Below are 17,663 nucleotides of genomic sequence, written 5' to 3'. Positions count from 1 at the left end.
GCCTGTCCGCACGGTTGGTGTCTCCCGGGCCGGGCCCCCAGCCCGGCCGCTGCTCCGTTCGGATGGATGGGATGGTTCCGGGCCGGGGGCGATTCGCATGCACAGGAATTCGGGGTTCCGGCTGGGGGCAGTTGACGGATTCCAACCGCCGCACGGTCGAGATTCACCCTATCGGGCGGCACTCGCTGTGCGTACGAGGTCTGCCGGGTGGCGGTGATCTAGGGTTCCCGGTGGGCCGCCCGAGAGGGCGGAGAAGAGCGCGGATCATTCGCCAACGCCCCCACTATGACGCCTATCTGACGATCTGCCACGGCAGCTGCCGAGGCGGGTCGGCGTGACCTGACCAGATGAAGGAGAACCCTGCCGATGCCGGTGGACACCAGCCCGGAGACACAGCAGGTTCCGCAGCAGTCGAGCCTCACGACGGCCGCTGCCCGCAATCTCGCGACCACCACCAAGTCCGCGCCGCAGATGCAGGAGATCACCTCCCGCTGGCTGCTCAAGGTACTGCCCTGGGTGCAGGCCGCGGGTGGCGCCTACCGCGTCAACCGACGCCTCACCTACACCGTGGGCGACGGCCGCATCGAGTTCGTCAAGACCGGTTCGGAGGTCCGGGTCATCCCGCGCGAGCTGGGTGAACTCGCCCTGCTGCGAGGCTTCGAGGACGACGACGTGCTGACCGCCCTGGCCGACCGCTGCGAGCAGCGGGACTTCGGCCCGGGTGAGGTGCTGGCCGAGCGCGGCGCGGCCGCCGACCGCATCCACCTGATCGCCCACGGCAAGATCAACCAGGTCGGCACCGGCAAGTACGGCGACGAGACCGTCGTCGGTGTCCTCGGCGACGGCGACCGCTTCGGCGAGCAGGCGGTGCTCGACCCCGACGCCGTCTGGGAGTACACCGCCAAGACCGCCACCGCCGGTACCGTGCTCTCCCTGCCCCGGCGGGAGTTCCAGGCGATCCTGGACGGCTCGACCGCCCTCCAGGACCACATCCGCGACTTCCTCGCGCTGCCGCTCCAGCGCCAGAACGAGCGTGGAGAGGCCGAGATCGCCATGTCGGCCGGCCACCGGGGCGAGTACGAGCTGCCCGGCGCCTTCGTGGACTACGAGCTGAAGCCCCGCGAGTACGAGCTGAGCGTCGCGCAGACCGTGCTGAAGGTCCACACCCGGGTCGCCGACCTCTACAACCAGCCGATGAACCAGACCGAGCACCAGCTCCGGTTGACCATCGAGGCGCTGCGCGAGCGCCAGGAGTTCGAGCTCATCAACAACCCGGAGTTCGGCCTGCTCAACAACGCCGACTTCGACCAGCGGATCCAGACCCACTCCGGCCCGCCCACCCCGGACGACCTGGACGAGCTGCTCAGCCGCCGCCGCGACCCGGACTACCTGCTCGCCCACCCGCGCGCCATCGCGGCGATCGGCCGTGAGCTGAACGCGCGAGGGCTCTACCCCCACCATGTCGACCTCGGCGGGCAGCAGGTGCCGGCCTGGCGCGGGGTGCCGATCCTGCCGTGCAGCAAGATCCCGATCACCAAGGAGAACACCAGCTCCATCCTGGTGATCCGGACCGGCGAGGACAACCAGGGCGTCATCGGCCTGCACCAGACCGGTATCCCGGACGAGTACCAGCCCAGCCTCTCGGTCCGGTTCATGGGCATCAGCGAGAAGGCGATCATCTCCTACCTGGTCAGCGCCTACTACTCGGCCGCGATCCTGGTGCCGGACGCGGTCGGCGTCCTGGAGAACGTCGAGATCGCGCACGGCCGCCACTGAGTGGTCCGCCGGGCCGTCGGCCACTGACGGCCGGACAGGACGCGGTCCGGCCGTAACCCGGCCCACCGCAAGATCGTTTCACCTGATGTCGGACGGCCCGCCCTTCGAGGCGGGCCGTCCGGTGTCGGCCCTCCCGGCGCCGGCCGATCCCCCTGACGACGCTCCCGACGATGCGAGAGGTGCATGGAGCCCATGCTGCAGCGACAGCAGTCCCAGCGGCCACGACGGATACCGGTGGACGGGCAGCCGTGACCGCAGACCTGATCATCGTGAGCGGTGACGGCGGCGTCCTGCGCGGACGCCTGGTCCGGTTGGCCGGAGCGGCGGCCGGGGTCGCCGCGCTCTGTGCGCTGCTGAGCGGCGCGGCCGGAGCCCGCGCCCCCGAGCACCAGGGCGGGGGCAAACCCCACGGCCCGGTGGTCGAGACCTGTGTCGACACCGACACGGACGTCTCGGTGTCGGTCGGCAAGGGGGGCGTGGACGTCGAGGCCGACGTCGACGTGGAGGTCGGCGTGACGGTCGACCTCTCCGGGGTGCTGCACCACCCCAAGCCGCACCCGCACCCGCACCCCAAGCCCGGTCACCACCACCCGTGCCCCACCGCCACCCCCACCCCCACTCCAACGCCCACCGCAAGCCCGAAACCGACGCCGATGCCGACGCCGACACCGACACCCGTTCCGACGTCCCCGCCCAGACCCACCTCGGCGCCGACACCGCCGCCGGCCCCCGCACCGGTACCGCCGGCCGCGCCCTCCCCGACGCCGAGGCCCACCCCGCCGCCCGCGTCACCCCGGCCTACGCCGCCACCCGCGCCGAAGCCCCCCGCGCAGCCGGTCGTCCCGCCCCCGGCGCCCGCACCCGAGCCGCCCGCGCCGACGGTCGCTCCCAGCCCGCCGGCCCCCAGCCCGGTGCGGCCCCAGCCCGTGGTCAAGCCCGTCCGGGTGCCGCTGGCCCCGCCGGTGCCCGCGCCGCAGCGCCACCACGGCGGTTCGCCGACCAGGACGATGCTGCTGGTCACCGTGCCTGCCGTGCTCGCGGCGGCGGCCCTGCGCCCGCGCGGCGGCGGCCGGTCCGGTCGCGGTGGCTCCGGCCGTTCCTGACCGCGGTGCGGGCGCCGACACCGCCCCGCGACGAGCACATCCCCCGGCGTGCGGCCGCTTCCTACGACGCGGCCGGACGGACGCCGGACCGACCGGCCGGCGAACCCGGCCGGAAAACCCCAGCCGAAGAAGGGAGTTCCCATGTCCGAGTGGTTAGCGCTGGCCATCGCCATGTCCGCGGCCTGCGTCGTCGTGGTGGCGGTGGTGCTGCTGAGGCACCGCCGGGCCCGCCAGGACGAGGACGCCGACGAGACGCCCGACGTCATCGAGTACATGACGATGATGATCGGCGTGGTCTACGCGATCGTGCTCGGCCTCGCCATCGCAGGTGTCTGGGAGGCGCGCGGCGCCGCCCAGGACGACGTCCTGCGCGAGGCGCAGTCGCTCCACGAGGTGAGCGAGCGCGCCCAGGTCTACCCGGTCGAGTTCCGCGACAAGGTCCGGGCCGATGTGGACGCCTACGTTTCGTACGTGGTCGACGTCGAGTGGAAGTACATGCGGGACCACGGCGAGATCTCCGAGCAGGGCACCGCGCTGCTGGAGAAGCTGCGTACGGACGTCGCGACCCGCGCGCCCGCGTCGGACCTGGAGGCCCAGGCCTACCAGCCGATCATGGACCGGATCGGCATCGCCGACGAGACCCGCAACGCCCGTGGCCAGAACGCCGGACCGACCATGCCGGGCGTGGTCTGGTTCGGCCTGATCGTCGGGGCCGTGGTGACGGTGGGCATGGTCTTCGCGCTCCAGATCCGGCGCTCGACCCGGGAGTTGCTGCTCGCGGGGGCGTTCAGCGCGCTGATCGCCTTCCTGCTCTTCCTGATCTGGGACTTCGACGATCCGTTCGGACGGAGCGTCTCGGTCACCACCCAGCCGTTCACCGACCTCTTCCCCACGCTCGGTGGCGGCCAGGAATGACCCGTCCCGGCCGGTCCGCGCGGATGCATCCTTCGATAATCTGATCGGTCCGTCGGGGATCGATCCCGTCGGGTGTCTCCGAAGGGATCGTGAGCCGTGGCCTACCCGCCGCCGCGCCAGCCTGCCCCCCATCCGCCGCGGCGCCCCGAGCGGGCGTGGTGGTGGCTGCCCGAGAAGGAGCGTCGGCGGCGGCAGTTGCAACGGTGGGAGTGGCTGGGCGGCAGAACCGCAAGAAGAAGGACCGCGACTGGTCGGACGCCTGCGACGCCTGTGACTGCTGTGACCTCGGCGATCCCTGCCTGATCGCGCTGGTCCCGGTGATGACGGTCGCGGGCGTCCGGTTCGCCCTCACCGGCGGCCGCGGCCCGCGCCGCGGCCACGCCGACCCGGCAGCGCCGGCGCCGGGGGGATTCGCGGCCGGCGTGCTGTACGGCGCGGTGCGGTACTACCGGACCGACATCAGCCCGAAGCGCCCGGCCTGCTGCCTGTACACGCCGACCTGCTCGACCTACGCCGTCCAGGCGCTGCACCGGCACGGTGCGGTGCGCGGGGCCCGGCTGACGGTCGGCCGCCTGCTCCGCTGCCGCCCGGGCGTGGCGCGCCGCGGCAACGGGGCCGACCCGGTGCCGGAGCGCTGACGCCGGACGGCTGAGCGCTGACGGCGGAGGCGACCCGGGGCCGCGCGGATCACCGTGATCCGCGCGGCCCCCGGCCGCATGTGACGGAGCGTCAGTGAAGGCTGCTGTCGATCGCGTTGAGCAGCGTGCCGGAGGCGTCGTCGTTCTCCAGCGAGAAGGCGAACATTCCGGCCAGGCCCTTGCTCCTGGCGTAGGCCCCACGTGCCTGGATGGCCTGCAGGGTGTCACCCGTCCAGAAGTTGGTGCCGTCATGGACCCACGAGGTCTCGGTTGCCGTGACCTTGCCGGCCGTCACGCCGGTGGGCGTGGTGACCTTGCCGTCCCCGGCCGGGCCGGTGTCCGCCGAGGTGGGGCTGCTGGAGGCGGTGGGGCTGGTCGTCGCCGTCGGGCTGGTCGAGGCCGTGGGGCTGGCCGTCGCGGTCGGACTGCCGGACGCGGTGGGGCTGGTGGACGCCGTCGGGCTGGTGCTGGTGGTCGGCCCCGCCGGGCCGGTCAGGGTGGGGTCGCCCGGCGCTCGGCAGGGCGCGCGGGCGTGACTCTGTCGTGCATGGGGTGTCCTCCGGATGAGTGGGGGTTCCGGCGGTGCGATGGGCCCGGGCGGGCCTCGGGGAGCCGGGCCGAGCGCTGTGGGGGCGCGCGGCCGGGGTGAACACGTGCTTCGGTACGGCGTGGTGGCGCGGTGGGACCACTGGTCCGTACGCATCGACGACATCACGGATTGGACTGGATCAATATTCGCTGTCAAGGGCGTCCGCCCGCCGGATGGCCGAAAGCCGCCGCGCCGGTACGGTGGCGACAGGGCGGCCCCGCCGGACGGACGCGCCCCGCCGAACGGAGGACGAGCGATGGACAGCCGGGACTGGGACGAGCGCTACGCCGCGAGCGAGCTGGTCTGGGGAGCGGAACCCAACCGCTGGGTGGTCCGCGAGATCACCGGGCTCGCCCCCGGCCGGGCCCTGGACCTCGCCGCCGGGGAGGGCCGCAACAGCATCTGGCTGGCCCGCCAGGGCTGGCAGGTCACCGGCCTCGACTTCTCCGCCGTCGCCCTCGAACGCGCCGGGCGGCTCGCCGCCGGACTCCCCGGGGAGGTCGCCGCCCGGCTCGCCTGGCGCCGCGGCGACGCCCGCACCCTCCCGGCCCCGCCCGCAGGCTATGACCTCGTCGTGGTCGCCTACCTCCAGCTCCCCGCCGACGACCGCCGAACCGCGCTGCGCCGAGCCGCCGCCGCGCTCGCCCCCGGCGGTACCCTGCTGGTGGTCGGCCACGACACCACCAACCTCACTAAGGGGGTCGGCGGCCCCCGGGACCCGCGCGTCCTCTTCACTCCGGACGACATCCTCGCCGACCTCGCCGACTCCGGCCTGCGCACCGTCCGTGCCGAGCGTGTCCGCCGCCCGGTCGCCGCGGAGGCCGGCCACCGCCACCCCACCGAGGAGGGCTCGGGCCGGGCCGAGGCGATCGACGCGCTGGTACGGCTGGAGCGGGCCGGCTGACGGGGGGCTGCCGCGGAGCAGGGTGCTCTCGGGGGAGTGGTGTCGATCCCCCGGGATCTCTGCTCCGTGCTCGGATGATGTGGTGTTGATCGTAGGAGTGGGGTACCTGGTCTTCTGGGAACGAATGCCGCGCGCGGATGGAACGTCGGCCCAGGGAATCTCTACAGTGCTGTAGATTCGAGGCGCGCACGGCGGAGGAACGAGGAGGGCACGATGAGCGTTTCCCTGGCCAAGGGTCAGAAGCTGAGCCTGGAGAAGCCGGGCGGGGGTCGGCTGGGTCTGGTGCGGATGGGCCTCGGCTGGCGCGCCGCGCAGAAGAAGGGGTTCTTCGCCAAGCTGCTGGCCTCGCAGGAGATCGACCTGGACGCCTCGGCGGTGCTGTTCGCCGAGGGCAAGCCGGTGGACGTGGTCTTCTTCCAGCACTTGCAGAGCAACGACGGTTCGGTGCGGCACAGCGGGGACAACCTGACCGGCGGCGCCGGTGACGCCACCGACGACGAGTCGATCACCGTGGACCTCTCCCGGGTGCCGGCCGAGGTCGACCAGATCGTGTTCACCGTCAACTCCTTCACCGGGCAGACCTTCCAGGAGGTCGAGAACGCCTTCTGCCGGCTGGTCGACGAGCAGACCGGCGCCGAGCTCGCCCGCTACACGCTCACCGGCGGCGGCCCGTACACCGCGCAGATCATGGCCAAGGTGCAGCGTACGGCGGGTGGTTGGCAGATGGCCGCGATCGGCCAGCCGGCCAGCGGCCGGACCTTCCAGGACCTGATGCCGGAGCTCGGCAAGCACCTCTGAGCCCACCCCTTCGGCCGGCCCCGGCCGGCCGCCCCCGGAAGCAGCGGGGCCCGTCCGATCTCCCCCCGGACGGGCCCCGCACCTGTAGCGCCCTGTCCGCCCGCGGGCACGGACGATCACACCGCCCCGCCTGGCCGGGGTCGGAGCCGCCGACCCCGGCCGTCGGGGTCAGTGCGCCGAGGGCGAGGGTGCGGCCGAGGGGGAGAGGGCGGCGGAGGGGGTGGCGGTCGCGCTCGCGCTCGCCGACGGGGTTGAGGTCGGGGTAGGGCAGCCGGGAGCGGTGGGCGTGGCCGTCGAGGTGGCGGTGGCCGAGGGGGATGCCGTCGCGCTCGGCGTGGCCGTGGCCGTGGGGACGGGGCAGGTGGTCGGCGTCGCGGTCGGCGTGCCGCTGGGGGTGGTGCTGGGCGTGCCGCTGGGGGTCGTGCTCGGTGTCCCGGTGGGCGTCGCCGTCGGCGTGGGAGTCGCGGTGGGAGTGGTGGTGGGCGTCGCGGTGGGCGAGGCGCTCGAGGTCGGGCTTGCCGTCGGACCGGTCGTCGGTCCCGCGGTGGCCGAGGGGGAGGGCTGTGAGGTGGGCGTCGCCGTCCCGGACGGCGCGGACGGCGTGCCCGAGGTCGTGGCCGACGGGACCGGCGTGGTGGGCGCCGTGGGCGGGAGGGGGGCCGTCGGCACGGTCGCCGGAGCCGGGCGGTCCGGGGTGGTGGCCGGGGTGCCGGTGTCGAAGTGGGCCATCCAGTTCTTGACGGTCCGCAGGTACTCGCCCGAGTTGTTGTAGCCGAGGATCGCCCGGTCGAGCTGAGCCGGGTCGGCGAGGTCGCGGCCGCCCGCGCAGAGGTAGCGGCCGGCGCCCTCGGCGGCGTCGAAGATGTTGTTCGGGTCGGCTTGGCCGTCGCCGTTGGCGTCGACGCCCCAGGTGGACCAGGTGGAGGGGATGAACTGCATCGGCCCGACGGCCCGGTCCCAGACGCGGTCGCCGTCGTACCGTCCGCCGTCGGTGTCGGGGATCGCGGCGAAGCCCTTGCCGTCGAGCACCGGGCCGAGGATCGGCCGGTACGTCGTCCCGGCTGCGTCCACCGCGCCGCGGCCGGCCTGGCCGGACTCGACCTCGCCGATCGCGGCCAGCAGTTGCCACGGCAGGTGGCAGCCGGGCGAGCGCTGGGCGAGGGCCGTCTCGGCCTTGCGGTAGGCGGCGAAGACCGTCTCCGGCAGGGCGGGCCCGGTGCGGAACGGTCCGGCGGACGGCCCTTCCGGCAGGGAGGTGGGCGGCTGCGGCAGCGGGCTGGTGCCACCCCCGTCGACGGGGAGGCCGCCGCCGGTCGTGTTGGCGAGCGTCGGCTGTGCGGTGCCGGGGAGCGCGGCGCCGGGCAGGGTGGTGGAGGCGGAGACGGCGGTGACAGGCTCGCCGGCGGCGGTCGCCGTGCCGGCCGCCGCGACGGGCGCGAGCCCGAGGCCGGTCACCTGAGAACCGGTCAGAGCCGCCAGCGCGGTGAACGCCGCGGCCGTCCCGGTGACGCGCTTGCCCAGTCGTAGCCGGCGCCCCGGGAGCCCCGTGCCGCCGTGTCCAGCGTTGCCCAGCCCTGCCCTCATACCGTGCCCCTCCCCTGACCGTCCGGACCCTCGGGGAACGGACGGGCTGTCACCATCGTGCCTGCCCGTGCATGACAGTTCGCATTGCCGCAATGATTAGTATCACGACGATCTGGCGCGGCCCGGGTGAGCGGAGGGCGTCCTGGGCGCCACCGTTCGGTGAACGCGCAGGTGGTGAGGGGGTCGGTCGGCGAGCGGGAGTCAGAGCTCGAGCAGCATCCCGTCCTCGGTGACGGCCGGCGTCCACTCGGCGCGCCCGGGCGCGTGGACGGCGCCGGCCCGGCCGTCGGCGTCGGTGAACCGGAAGCCGCAGACCCAGTCCGCCCGGCCCTCCCAGCCCTCGCCGGGGAGGTCGGCCGTGTAGCGGGGCCGCTTGCCGCCGAGCGCCAGCGGCTCGGCGCAGGCCACCCGCCAGCTCGACCGTGCGGCCCGGGGTGAGGGTATGCCAGCCGGCCTTGGTGTACGGGGCGAGCAGAGGTCCGGCCGGGAAGGCCGAGTGGAGCGCGCAGCGGACCGGCAGGGTGGCGTGCACGGTCAGTTCGGCAGCCTCGCGCAGGGCCAACAGGCCGAGCGTGTGGTCGAGTTCTCCGCTGGTGAGCAGGACGCCGCGCAGCGGGGTGTTCCGTGCGCCGGGGGCGGGGGCGGGGGTGAGTTCGGGGGCGGCGAGCAGCTGACCGCGCAGGTCGGGCGAGGCGTTGAACGGGAGGCGCCGCCCGGCGCCCCCGGTCGCCTTCGAACGGCCTCAGGCCGCCTCCGGGCGGTCCGGGCCGCCGGGCCCCGGCCCCGGGAGCCGCGGCGGCCGGGGATCAGCCGAGCGACTTGGCGAGCACCAGGGCCAGCGTGCTCTCGGCCAGAGCCTCCGCAGGGGCGTTGACGTTGTCGCCGGGGCCGCGGTCCTTCACCACCTCGACGGAGTAGGCCTGGCCGTCGGCGACGAAGTAGACCACCGGGTGGGTGCCGTCCTTGCGCTGCGCCAGCAGCGCCTCCTGGCCCACCCCCGGCACGGCGGTGATCTGGTAGTCCGGGTTCGCCTTGACGGAGGCGAGGACGGTCGGCTTCACCTCGCGGATCGACGCGTACGACTGGCGGGAGCCCCAGGTGCAGCCCCAGACCGGGCTGCCGTCGCTCGCCGGGTCGGGGTGGGTCCCGGCGAACGGCCCGCCGGTGCCGACGGCGGCGATCACCTGGGGGGAGTTGAGCAGCGTGCAGGCGTCCGCGGGCCGTTTGGCGGCGGCACCGGTCGGCGCCGTGGTGGCGGGGACGGCCGGGGTGGACGCGGCAGGCGTGGACGCCGGGGCCGAGGTGGTGGGCGCGGCGGCCGGGGCGGTCGCCGCCGTGGTGGCGGGCGCGGAGGTCGCCGCCGACCCGCCCCCGCCGGAGGAGGAGCACCCGGCCAGCGCCGCGCCCGCGAGCGCCAGCGCGGGCAGCCAGAGGTGCCGACGGCTGTACGGGAGCGTTGACTTGAGCAGCATGGGATCCCCCTCCGATGACGTCCACCGCGGCGGCGGACTGCCTCGGGCAGGATCCTAGTGGCCGGGTGGGTCCGGTATTTCCGGTTTCGGCAACGGGAGTTGTACGGATCCGTCACGGCCGGCACCCGGGGCGGACGTGAACCGGGCGCGGCCGGGAGCCGAACAGGCGGTCCGGGGCACGGCGGTGGTGCGCCCACGTGCGAGCGGGCTCCGGGCGGCGCCCGCCGGTGAGCGGCCTGACCTGGCCCGATGTGTCGGTCCCCTCATACCAGGGCGCGCCCGGAGACGTCACGCTCTACACCATCCGCTCCCCGGACGGGTGATGTTCCGGTGAAAGTGGTCATGCCAGGAACGGGGACCCGTCATCCTGGGCCCGTGACCAGGCGCACCCTGTGACCGAACAGGCGGACCCCATCCCGGTGAACCCGATTCCGGCGGACCCGATCCAGGCAGATCCCGTGACCAGGCGGACGGAGGCCCTGACAGTGAGCACGAACCTGCCGGAGACCGTGACGGGGCGTCCGGCCGTACTGCCGGCCCCGCCCCGGGTGGTCGACGACCTGGCCCGCGACCTCACCCACGCCGCGGCCGCGGTCAGGGCGGTATCCCGGGTCGGGCGCAGCGGCGGCGACGTCGCGGTCGCCGCCTACACCGCCGTGGTCTGCACCGGGCGTTCGGCGGCCCGGGCCCTGGAGGAGGCCGCCGCCTGGTGCCGGCAGGCGCCCGAGGCCGAGGTGCACTCGCTGGCCTGGGCCCGCGTCCCCGGCCACTGCGACGACGTTTTCGAGTACCGCGTCACCCTCGCCGTCAGCTTCCCCGACCACGAGACCGGCGAGCACACCGGCGACACCCACCACGCCCTGCGCTGACGTCGGGTTAGGATCCCCTTCATGGATTCCGGGGGCACGAACGAAACGCGGGAAACGGCTGCGGAGGAAGGCGAACTCTCCACCGGCGCGGCCGTGATGGTCACCATCGTGGCGGCGCTGGGCGCGGCCGGGGTGCTGCTGGCGGTCTTCCACTGGCTGGGCTGGACCCTCCCCGGCCTCGGCTGGCTGCTCGCCAAGGGCGCCGTCAAGCTCTGCGCGGGCGGAGCCGTCGGGCTGGTCGCCGCCCTCGCCTGGCTCCGCCGACACCGCGCCGGGCGCGGGTAGTCCGAAGGCCTGTCGGCAGGCCGGGCCCGGCACCGGTACTCGGCGTGGACGCCCGACGGGACGTCCGGCCGGTCGCGCAGGCCGATCGTGGGGTGGACTACGCGCTCACCCCGCCCCCGCCCCCGCCCCCGCCTCTGTTCCCGTCCCGTCCCCGACTCCGTCCCCGCTTCCGTCCCCGGGGCGGAGGCGGAGCCGTGCGCGGGGCTGCGCCGCGGCGGGTGCGAGCGCGGGACAGGGGGAATCCCGGTTCTCGGCCCAAGATCACCAAGGAGTAGGATCGGCCCGCAACACGACGCGAAGGGGAGCCAGTGGCGCGGGTTGCGATCATCGGTGGGGGCATCAGCGGGCTGGGGGCGGCGCTCATGCTCGGCCGGCGGGGCCACACGGTCACGCTGTTCGAGCAGGACGCACGGCAGGCCGGGGAGGATCTGGACCGGGACTTCTTCGACTGGCACAGGCCCCGGATCCCGCAGGCCGTCCAGCCCCACTCGCTCCTCGCACCCGTACGCACCGTGCTGCGCACCGAGGCCCCCGACGTCTACGCGGACCTGCTGGCGCGCGGAGCCCGGGAGTACCACGAGTTCGACTGGTTCGGCGAGCACCCGCCGTACCGGGACGGCGACGAGGAGCTGGTGACCCTGCGCACGCGCCGCATCGTGCTGGAGGCCGCTCTGACGGCGGCCGTGCGACGGGAGCGCACCGTCGAGGTGCGGCGAGGGTGCCGGGTGCGCGGCCTCGCCGTCGAGGAGGGCCGCCCTGCCCGGGTCGCCGGCGTGCAGGCGGGTGCGGACGTACACCGGGCGGACCTCGTCGTCGATGCGTCCGGTCGCCGCTCGCCCGTCCCCGCCTGGCTGATCGCGGCCGGCTGCCGTCCGCCCGTGGTCGACAGCCACCGTGCCGGGATCGCCTATCTGTGCCGCTGGTACCGCCTGCGAGCCGACGGCCCCCGTGACCCCGGGCGGGTGAAGAACGGCTCGGCGGCACCGTTCGCGCTCGCCGGCGTCTTCCCTTCCGACAACGACACCTTCGCGGTGAACCTGGTGCTCTCCACGGGGGATCCAACCCGCGGCGCGCTCACCGACCCGGCCGTGTTCGAGGCTGCCGCCCGCCGGTTCCCCGCCACCGCCGCCTGGCTCGGCCTGGCCCCCGAACCACAGTCGGCCGTCCTGCCGATGGCCGGACTGGACAACCGCTGGACCGCCCTCGCCGACGCTGACGGACCTGTCGTCACCGGCCTGGTCAACGCCGGGGACAGCCTCATCCACACCAATCCCACCCTGGGCCACGGCGCGGCCCTCGGCCTGCGCGCCGCCCAGCACCTCGCCACCCATGCCGACCGGATCGCCGCGGACCCAGTCGGCTACCACACCTGGACGGTACAGGCCCTCCGGCCGTGGTTCGACACCCAGGTGACGGCCGACCGTATCAACGCGCAACGCCTCGCGGAGAGTTCACCGCTGTCGGACCGGCGGGCCGCCGCCCTCGCCGCCTGCGCCTTCGACGATCCCGTGGTCATGAGGGCCCGGGCCCAGGTGCGCCATCTCCTGCGACCGGCCGACGACGCCTACGGCACGGACGAGGTGGACCGGCACGTCACCGCCTGGCTGGCCGCCAACCCGGACTTCTCGCCGACGCACGACGGCCCGACCCGGGATCAATGGGACGCACTCATCCCGGCTGAGCGTTCGACCGGCACCTCACCCTCGGCGCCCGGGCCCGTCACCGCTGGACGGTGACGGCCTCGACCCCGCTGAAGTCGCCGGCGGCCAAGTCCTCGTCGCGGATGACGAAGTAGAGCGGGCACTCGGTGAAGTCCGGGCGGCCCGCATCGAGCAGGATCCGCTCCGGGCCCCGGCCGTACGGCGCCACCACGTACTGGTCCGTCTCGCGGTCGGGGCCGAGAAGCACCATGGAGGCGCCGTGCTCCGGCGCGACGTCGAGGGCCGCGGGCGCCAGGGTGGCCAGGCGCTCCGCGGCCTCCTCGGGGAGGTCGACGAGCGGGTCGTCGTAGAACCGCTCGATCCGCGCCGTCATGGCCTTGCCGGCCGCGTACAGCGGGGCCGGCGGGCCGGTGAACTCCCATGGTGGGGCGCCCCACCCGGCGGTGAGGTCGGCGAACGCCGGATCGGCGGCCACGTCGTAGGGGGCGGTGTCGGCGGCCGACCGGTCGGGGAAGAAGAGGACGGCCACCGGGTCGCGGCCGGCGAAGCCGTCATGGCCGGGGAAGAAGAAGTAGAGCAGGCCGCGGGGCGGCAGCAGCCCGTTGGCGTCCTCCCGCGAGATCTCCGCCAGGTCGATCTGGGCGACGAAGCAGTCCGGCAGCGACTCCGGGCCGTCCGCCGTCCCCGGCCAGACGAAGCCGGGAGGAACGGCCGGTACGCCGCCGCAGCGGGAGAACGGCTCCGGCCCCTCGAGGCCGGCCGGCCGCGGCCCCAGGGCGATCGCGTGCTCGGCCACGCCCATCAACTCGTCCTCCCACGGCGCGAGTCCGGCCTCGCCGATCAGCCGGCGGAGCATCCGCGCGTCGGCGGCGGTCACAGGGTTCGGGCGCATCATGCCGCCACTCTACGGAGGGGATTCCTCCCGGCGGAGGCGAGGCCGGCGGTTCCGCGGCCGCCGGCGTCCGGAGGCCGTCGGGCCGCCCGTGCGGGGGTGGTCTGCCGGCCAACCGCCCGGAGCCGGGCTCCGAAAACCCGGTGACCGCGGTCGGCTCCGTTCCCTAGACTCGGCTCGCAGACATGCGCCGCCACCGTTCCGGGGGCGGTGCCACCGTGACGAGTTGAGGGAGGGCTGGCCGTGCGCTACCGCACCGCTGTCGTCGTTCCCTCCTCGCGGTACGAGGTGATCCTGGTGTCCTCGTGCGCCCGGTGCCCGCTGCGCGGCCGGCATCGGATTCCTGCGACGAACGCCTGAACTCGCCACCGTGGTGTCCCGGTTGACGGGGTGCCCGAGTGAGGTCCCGCGTGCGCGTGTGCTCTCCGGCCCCGCGTCGTGGCCGTTCCGTCGCCGCAATCGCGCCGCCCTTTTCCGGAATACCCCGAAAGGCACCGGGCCATGCGCACCGACCTCGCCACCACGACCGTCCAGACCATCGCCGGCGTCCGCAACCTCGGCATCCTCGCCCATGTGGACGCGGGCAAGACCACCGTCACCGAGCGCATCCTCTTCCTGACCGGGGAGACCCACAAGCGCGGTGAGGTCCACGACGGCACCACCGTCACCGACTTCGACCCGCAGGAGCGCGACCGGGGCATCACCATCTTCGCCGCGGCGGTCAGTTGCGCCTGGGGCGGCCACCGGATCAACCTGATCGACACCCCGGGCCACGTCGACTTCGCCGACGAGGTGGAGCGCTCGCTGCGGGTGCTCGACGGCGCGGTGGCGGTGTTCGACGCCGTCGCCGGCGTCGAACCGCAGAGCGAGGCGGTCTGGCGGCAGGCCGACCGGCACGGCGTGCCCCGGATCGCCTTCGTCAACAAGCTCGACCGTGCCGGCGCCGACCTGGACGCGGCCGTCGCCTCCATCCGCGATCGGTTGCACCCGGCCCCGCTGGCCGTCCAACTGCCGATCGGGCGGGAGGACGGTTTCACCGGGGTGGTCGACCTGCTGACGATGCGTGCCCTGACCTGGGAGGACCAGCCCGGCCCGGACCCGTACCGCGAGGGGCCGGTGCCCGAGGAGCTGCGGGAGGAGGCCGAGCGGCGCCGCCACGCGTTGGAGGAGGCGGTGGCCGGGCTCCATCCCGGCGCGCTGGAGGAGTTCTGCGACCGCGGGTCGCTGGCCCCCGGCACGCTGGCCGCCGCCCTGCGCGACCTCACCCGCACCGGCGAGGCCGTGGTCGTGCTCTGCGGCTCGGCCTATCGGAACCGGGGCATCGAGCCTCTGCTGGAGGCCGTGGTGGCGTACCTGCCCTCGCCGCTGGACGTGCCCGCCGTGCGCGGCACACCGGTCGGCCGTGCCAAGGGCCTTCCCACCGGCCTTCCCGCCGGCGATTCCACGGGCGGTCCCGAGGGCGGTTCGACGCGCGGAACCGACGGCACGGTGCTGGAGCGCACCGCCGACCCGGCCGGGCCGTTCGCGGCGCTGGTCTTCAAGGTGAACGCCACCTCCACCGGCCGGCTCACCTATCTGCGCGTCTACTCCGGAACACTGCGAAAGGGGGACACGGTGCTGGACGCCGGCACGGGACGCACCGAGCGGATCGCCCGGATCCTCCGGGTGCAGGCCGACCGGCACGCCGAGACCGGGTCGGCGGTGGCGGGAGACATCGTCGCGGTGGTCGGTGCGAAGGCCGCCCGTGCGGGCGCCACGCTCTGCGCGCCCGGCGCGCCGGTGCTCCTGGAGCCGACCGTCGCGGCCGACCCGGTCGTCACGGTGGCCGTCGAGGCCCGGCGGGCCACCGACACCGACCGGCTCGCCACGGCACTGGCCCGGCTCGCCGAGGAGGACCCGTCGCTGGTGGTCCGCACCGACCCGGAGACGGGCCAGCGGGTGCTGTCCGGCATGGGCGAGCTGCACCTCGAGGTCGCGGTGGAGAAGATCCGCCGCGCCCACGGGCTGGAGGTCACCGTCGGGCGGCCGCAGGTCGCCTACCGGGAGACCATCGCCGGCGGCGTCTCCGGCCTGGTGTACCGGCACGTCAAACAGGACGGCGGCGCCGGCCAGTTCGCCCACATCGTGCTGGACGTGGCGCCGCTGGACGGCGAAGGGGCCGAGGGTTTCGTGTTCCGTTCCACCGTCACCGGCGGGCGGGTGCCCAAGGAGTACGTCCAGGCGGTCGAGGCCGGCTGCCGGGACGCCCTCGCCGAGGGCCCGCTGGGCGGCCACCCCGTCACGGGCGTGCTCGTCACGCTGACCGACGGGGCCACCCACCCGAAGGACTCCTCGGACCTGGCGTTCCGCACCGCCGGGCGTCTCGCCCTGCGCGAGGCGCTGCGGAAGTCCGGCCCGCTGCTCCTGGAGCCGGTCGCCGAGGTGACGGTGAGCGTGCCCGAGGACGCGGTGGGTGGCGTGCTCGGTGACCTCGCCGCCCGCCGCGGCAAGGTCCAGGGCTCGGCGCCGAGGGCCGGCACCGCGGTGGTCTCGGCGACCGTTCCGCTGGCCGAACTCTTCGGTTACGCGACCAGGTTGCGCAGTCGCACCCAGGGCCGGGGCACCTTCACCACCCGGCCCGCCGGTTATGCCCCGGCGCCGCAGTAGCGGCTCCGGCCGGGGGTAGGTCCTGCCAGGACAAGACCTACCCCCGGCCTTGGCCCAGCCGTGCGGGAGCGGAGGAGTACGCCTCGGGGCGGGCGCCGGGCCGGGGTGGTCACGGGCCGGTACGGCTCGGTGCCGGCGCCGGGCCGGGTGGTCGAGGACCGGGCCGTGCCCGTCGCGCGCGCCGTGCGGCTCCCGTAGGTGCCGGCCGCCGGCCGTGGAACCGTTGGCCGCATCATGATCGTCTCTGCTCGGTAGGCGTGGACGAACGATCGGGCGGGGGACGGGCATGGCAGGGACGGCGACCGCGGCACGGGTGGCCTTGACGGCGCTGCTGCTGGGACTGGCCGGTGTGGTCTGGTTCCTCGGCATGATGGCCGGCTTCGACACCCGCCCGACCCGGCCGTGCGTCAACGCGATCGAAGGCGGCTGGAGCGCCCAGGGGTACCGGGCGCCGGAGCACCAGGGGATCCGGTTCGAGGAGGGGTTCTTCCCGCCCTCGCACGTCTGCCGCTGGCCGGACGGGCGCTCCGTCGAGCTGGTGCCGTGGTGGAACGCCCCGCTCTTCTTGGGGGCGCTGGCCGGGGCGGTCGCGGTACCGGTCGCCCCCCTGGTCCGGCGGCGCCGGCCGGCGCGGAGCGGTGGGCCTCAGAGCGCCCCGGAATCGCGGGCCGTCCACACCGACGGGTAGAGCGGGCGCCACCCCAGCTCCCGGCGGATCGCCGCGGTCGAGACCTGCCCGTCCCACGGGTCGGGCAGGTCGAGCCCGGCCACGCCCTCCGGCTGCGGCACCCCGTTGATCTCGTGCAGGTCCCAGGCCGTCACCGGCGCGTCGTCGCCCACGTTGTATGTCCGGCCCTCCGCGCCGGGCATGACCGCCGCGCGCCACAGCGCCTGCGCCACGTCGGCGTGGTGGACCACGGCCAGCCGGCGGTGCGCAGGCCACCGGCCCGCCCAGTGCAGTGAGGCCGCCAGATGCGGGTCGCCCTCGCCGTAGACGAACGCCAGCCGGGTGACCACCAGCGGCAGCCGGCCGCCCAGCTCCCGCAGCCCCGCCTCCGCCTCGGCCTTCGACGCGGCGTACGCACCCCAGGCGGCATCCGGGTTCAACCGGTCCGCCTCGAGGGCCGGGCGGCCCAGCCCGCACCCGTACACCAGGTTGGTGCTGGTGTGCACGAACCGGCGCACGCCGGCCCCGGCCGCCTCCCGGCCCAGCGCCACCGCCGCGTCCCGGTTCACCGCGAACGCCTCCCCGTCGGGTACCCCGCGCAGCGCCGCCGCCACGTTGACCACCACGTCCGCGCCGTCCAGGGCACGGGCCCGGTCCGCCTGCTCCCGCAGGTCGCCGACCATCACCTGCACGCCGAGCGCTGCCAGGGCGGCGGCCCGAGCCTCGTCCCGCACCAGCACCCGGACCGCGTCCGCGCCGGCCCACTGCGCCAGCCGCGGCACGAACCTGCGGCCGACCTGTCCCGTCGCCCCGGTCACCAGAAACACCGTCATCGTCGACTCCTCGTCGGCTGGTCGTCCGGCG

18 protein-coding genes and 1 pseudogene are annotated in these 17,663 nt (G+C 74.6%); 12 read left to right on the top strand and 7 right to left on the bottom strand.

Translation table 11 applies throughout. From position 1 onward, the window contains the following. Nucleotides 1–366: 366 nt before the first annotated feature. The 4 genes from OG286_RS04785 (at nt 367) to yidD (ending at nt 4,432) form a co-directional block, all read left to right on the top strand. Nucleotides 367–1,776 carry a family 2B encapsulin nanocompartment shell protein gene (locus OG286_RS04785; RefSeq protein ID WP_396322166.1) on the top strand — a complete coding sequence of 470 codons (1,410 nt, stop codon included), beginning with the start codon at nt 367–369 and terminating at the stop codon, nt 1,774–1,776. Between the two features lie 248 nt (nt 1,777–2,024). Further along, the gene (locus OG286_RS04780; protein ID WP_405363004.1) at nt 2,025–2,879 is read left to right on the top strand and encodes a hypothetical protein; all 855 of its coding nucleotides are present in this window, start codon (nt 2,025–2,027) and stop codon (nt 2,877–2,879) included. A gap of 141 nt (nt 2,880–3,020) precedes the next feature. After that, nucleotides 3,021–3,794 carry a hypothetical protein gene (locus tag OG286_RS04775; protein WP_396322168.1) on the top strand — a complete coding sequence of 258 codons (774 nt, stop codon included), beginning with the start codon at nt 3,021–3,023 and terminating at the stop codon, nt 3,792–3,794. Between the two features lie 209 nt (nt 3,795–4,003). Continuing rightward, the gene (yidD, locus tag OG286_RS04770) at nt 4,004–4,432 is read left to right on the top strand and encodes a membrane protein insertion efficiency factor YidD (RefSeq protein WP_396322169.1); all 429 of its coding nucleotides are present in this window, start codon (nt 4,004–4,006) and stop codon (nt 4,430–4,432) included. 91 nt (nt 4,433–4,523) lie between these two features. Here yidD and OG286_RS04765 read toward each other — a convergent pair whose 3' ends face one another. Further along, on the bottom strand, nt 4,524–4,727 hold the full coding sequence (locus OG286_RS04765) for a glycoside hydrolase family 18 protein (protein WP_405363007.1): 204 nt from the start codon (nt 4,725–4,727) through the stop codon (nt 4,524–4,526). A 10-nt stretch (nt 4,728–4,737) separates the two neighbouring features. Between OG286_RS04765 and OG286_RS04760 the strand changes: the two genes are divergently transcribed. The 3 genes from OG286_RS04760 (at nt 4,738) to OG286_RS04750 (ending at nt 6,723) form a co-directional block, all read left to right on the top strand. Beyond that, nucleotides 4,738–4,968 carry a hypothetical protein gene (locus tag OG286_RS04760; protein WP_396322171.1) on the top strand — a complete coding sequence of 77 codons (231 nt, stop codon included), beginning with the start codon at nt 4,738–4,740 and terminating at the stop codon, nt 4,966–4,968. Between the two features lie 309 nt (nt 4,969–5,277). After that, nucleotides 5,278–5,925, top strand: a complete 648-nt coding sequence (locus tag OG286_RS04755) for a class I SAM-dependent methyltransferase (RefSeq protein ID WP_405363009.1) — start codon at nt 5,278–5,280, stop codon at nt 5,923–5,925. 213 nt (nt 5,926–6,138) lie between these two features. Then, entirely contained in the window at nt 6,139–6,723 is a 585-nt protein-coding gene (locus OG286_RS04750; protein ID WP_396322173.1) for a TerD family protein, read from the top strand. 168 nt (nt 6,724–6,891) lie between these two features. Here OG286_RS04750 and OG286_RS04745 read toward each other — a convergent pair whose 3' ends face one another. The 4 genes and pseudogenes from OG286_RS04745 to OG286_RS04730 all read right to left on the bottom strand — a co-directional run bounded on the left by OG286_RS04745 (nt 6,892) and on the right by OG286_RS04730 (nt 9,779). Further along, complete coding sequence (locus OG286_RS04745) at nt 6,892–8,307, bottom strand: lytic transglycosylase domain-containing protein (protein ID WP_396322174.1); 1,416 nt, start codon at nt 8,305–8,307, stop codon at nt 6,892–6,894. 201 nt (nt 8,308–8,508) lie between these two features. Next, the gene (locus OG286_RS04740; protein WP_396322175.1) at nt 8,509–8,715 is read right to left on the bottom strand and encodes a hypothetical protein; all 207 of its coding nucleotides are present in this window, start codon (nt 8,713–8,715) and stop codon (nt 8,509–8,511) included. A 19-nt stretch (nt 8,716–8,734) separates the two neighbouring features. Continuing rightward, nucleotides 8,735–8,977, bottom strand: a pseudogene (locus OG286_RS04735) (MBL fold metallo-hydrolase); the annotation flags it as partial. A 136-nt stretch (nt 8,978–9,113) separates the two neighbouring features. Beyond that, nucleotides 9,114–9,779: a hypothetical protein gene (locus tag OG286_RS04730; protein WP_396322176.1), complete on the bottom strand. Its 666-nt coding sequence runs from the start codon at nt 9,777–9,779 to the stop codon at nt 9,114–9,116. Between the two features lie 485 nt (nt 9,780–10,264). Here OG286_RS04730 and OG286_RS04725 point away from each other — a divergent pair, with 485 nt between their 5' ends. The 3 genes from OG286_RS04725 to OG286_RS04715 all read left to right on the top strand — a co-directional run bounded on the left by OG286_RS04725 (nt 10,265) and on the right by OG286_RS04715 (nt 12,669). After that, on the top strand, nt 10,265–10,648 hold the full coding sequence (locus tag OG286_RS04725; RefSeq protein ID WP_396322177.1) for a hypothetical protein: 384 nt from the start codon (nt 10,265–10,267) through the stop codon (nt 10,646–10,648). Nucleotides 10,649–10,669: 21 nt separating this feature from the next. Beyond that, complete coding sequence (locus OG286_RS04720; protein ID WP_396322178.1) at nt 10,670–10,933, top strand: hypothetical protein; 264 nt, start codon at nt 10,670–10,672, stop codon at nt 10,931–10,933. A gap of 308 nt (nt 10,934–11,241) precedes the next feature. Further along, on the top strand, nt 11,242–12,669 hold the full coding sequence (locus OG286_RS04715) for an NAD(P)/FAD-dependent oxidoreductase (RefSeq protein ID WP_405363013.1): 1,428 nt from the start codon (nt 11,242–11,244) through the stop codon (nt 12,667–12,669). On the opposite strand, the gene OG286_RS04710 is transcribed toward OG286_RS04715, so the two are convergent. Further along, nucleotides 12,653–13,489: a DUF1963 domain-containing protein gene (locus OG286_RS04710; RefSeq protein ID WP_396322180.1), complete on the bottom strand. Its 837-nt coding sequence runs from the start codon at nt 13,487–13,489 to the stop codon at nt 12,653–12,655. The genes OG286_RS04715 and OG286_RS04710 overlap by 17 nt on opposite strands. A gap of 498 nt (nt 13,490–13,987) precedes the next feature. Between OG286_RS04710 and OG286_RS04705 the strand changes: the two genes are divergently transcribed. Continuing rightward, the gene (locus OG286_RS04705) at nt 13,988–16,132 is read left to right on the top strand and encodes an elongation factor G (RefSeq protein WP_405363015.1); all 2,145 of its coding nucleotides are present in this window, start codon (nt 13,988–13,990) and stop codon (nt 16,130–16,132) included. Between the two features lie 286 nt (nt 16,133–16,418). Next, nucleotides 16,419–16,820 (top strand): hypothetical protein, encoded by a 402-nt coding sequence (locus tag OG286_RS04700; protein WP_405364761.1) that lies wholly within the window; start codon nt 16,419–16,421, stop codon nt 16,818–16,820. Here OG286_RS04700 and OG286_RS04695 read toward each other — a convergent pair. Beyond that, entirely contained in the window at nt 16,778–17,632 is an 855-nt protein-coding gene (locus OG286_RS04695; RefSeq protein WP_405363019.1) for an NAD-dependent epimerase/dehydratase family protein, read from the bottom strand. The two genes, OG286_RS04700 and OG286_RS04695, sit on opposite strands and share 43 nt — an antisense overlap. Nucleotides 17,633–17,663 lie beyond the last annotated feature (31 nt).

The organism is Kitasatospora sp. NBC_00039 (assembly GCF_045160625.1).
Classification (GTDB): domain Bacteria; phylum Actinomycetota; class Actinomycetes; order Streptomycetales; family Streptomycetaceae; genus Kitasatospora.
Note: the sequence above shows the minus strand (reverse complement) of the source record. Positions and strands in the feature narration are given on the sequence as shown.

What these genes read in the sequence shown, in the direction of transcription:
- OG286_RS04785 (WP_396322166.1), top strand. Translation starts at nt 367, where the DNA reads ATGCCGGTGGACACCAGCCCGGAGACACAGCAGGTTCCGCAGCAGTCG.
- OG286_RS04700 (WP_405364761.1), top strand. Translation starts at nt 16,419, where the DNA reads ATGGCAGGGACGGCGACCGCGGCACGGGTGGCCTTGACGGCGCTGCTG.
- OG286_RS04730 (WP_396322176.1), bottom strand. Translation starts at nt 9,779, where the DNA reads ATGCTGCTCAAGTCAACGCTCCCGTACAGCCGTCGGCACCTCTGGCTG.
- OG286_RS04720 (WP_396322178.1), top strand. Translation starts at nt 10,670, where the DNA reads ATGGATTCCGGGGGCACGAACGAAACGCGGGAAACGGCTGCGGAGGAA.
- OG286_RS04755 (WP_405363009.1), top strand. Translation starts at nt 5,278, where the DNA reads ATGGACAGCCGGGACTGGGACGAGCGCTACGCCGCGAGCGAGCTGGTC.
- OG286_RS04695 (WP_405363019.1), bottom strand. Translation starts at nt 17,632, where the DNA reads ATGACGGTGTTTCTGGTGACCGGGGCGACGGGACAGGTCGGCCGCAGG.
- OG286_RS04745 (WP_396322174.1), bottom strand. Translation starts at nt 8,307, where the DNA reads ATGAGGGCAGGGCTGGGCAACGCTGGACACGGCGGCACGGGGCTCCCG.
- OG286_RS04710 (WP_396322180.1), bottom strand. Translation starts at nt 13,489, where the DNA reads ATGATGCGCCCGAACCCTGTGACCGCCGCCGACGCGCGGATGCTCCGC.
- OG286_RS04705 (WP_405363015.1), top strand. Translation starts at nt 13,988, where the DNA reads ATGCGCACCGACCTCGCCACCACGACCGTCCAGACCATCGCCGGCGTC.
- OG286_RS04750 (WP_396322173.1), top strand. Translation starts at nt 6,139, where the DNA reads ATGAGCGTTTCCCTGGCCAAGGGTCAGAAGCTGAGCCTGGAGAAGCCG.
- OG286_RS04775 (WP_396322168.1), top strand. Translation starts at nt 3,021, where the DNA reads ATGTCCGAGTGGTTAGCGCTGGCCATCGCCATGTCCGCGGCCTGCGTC.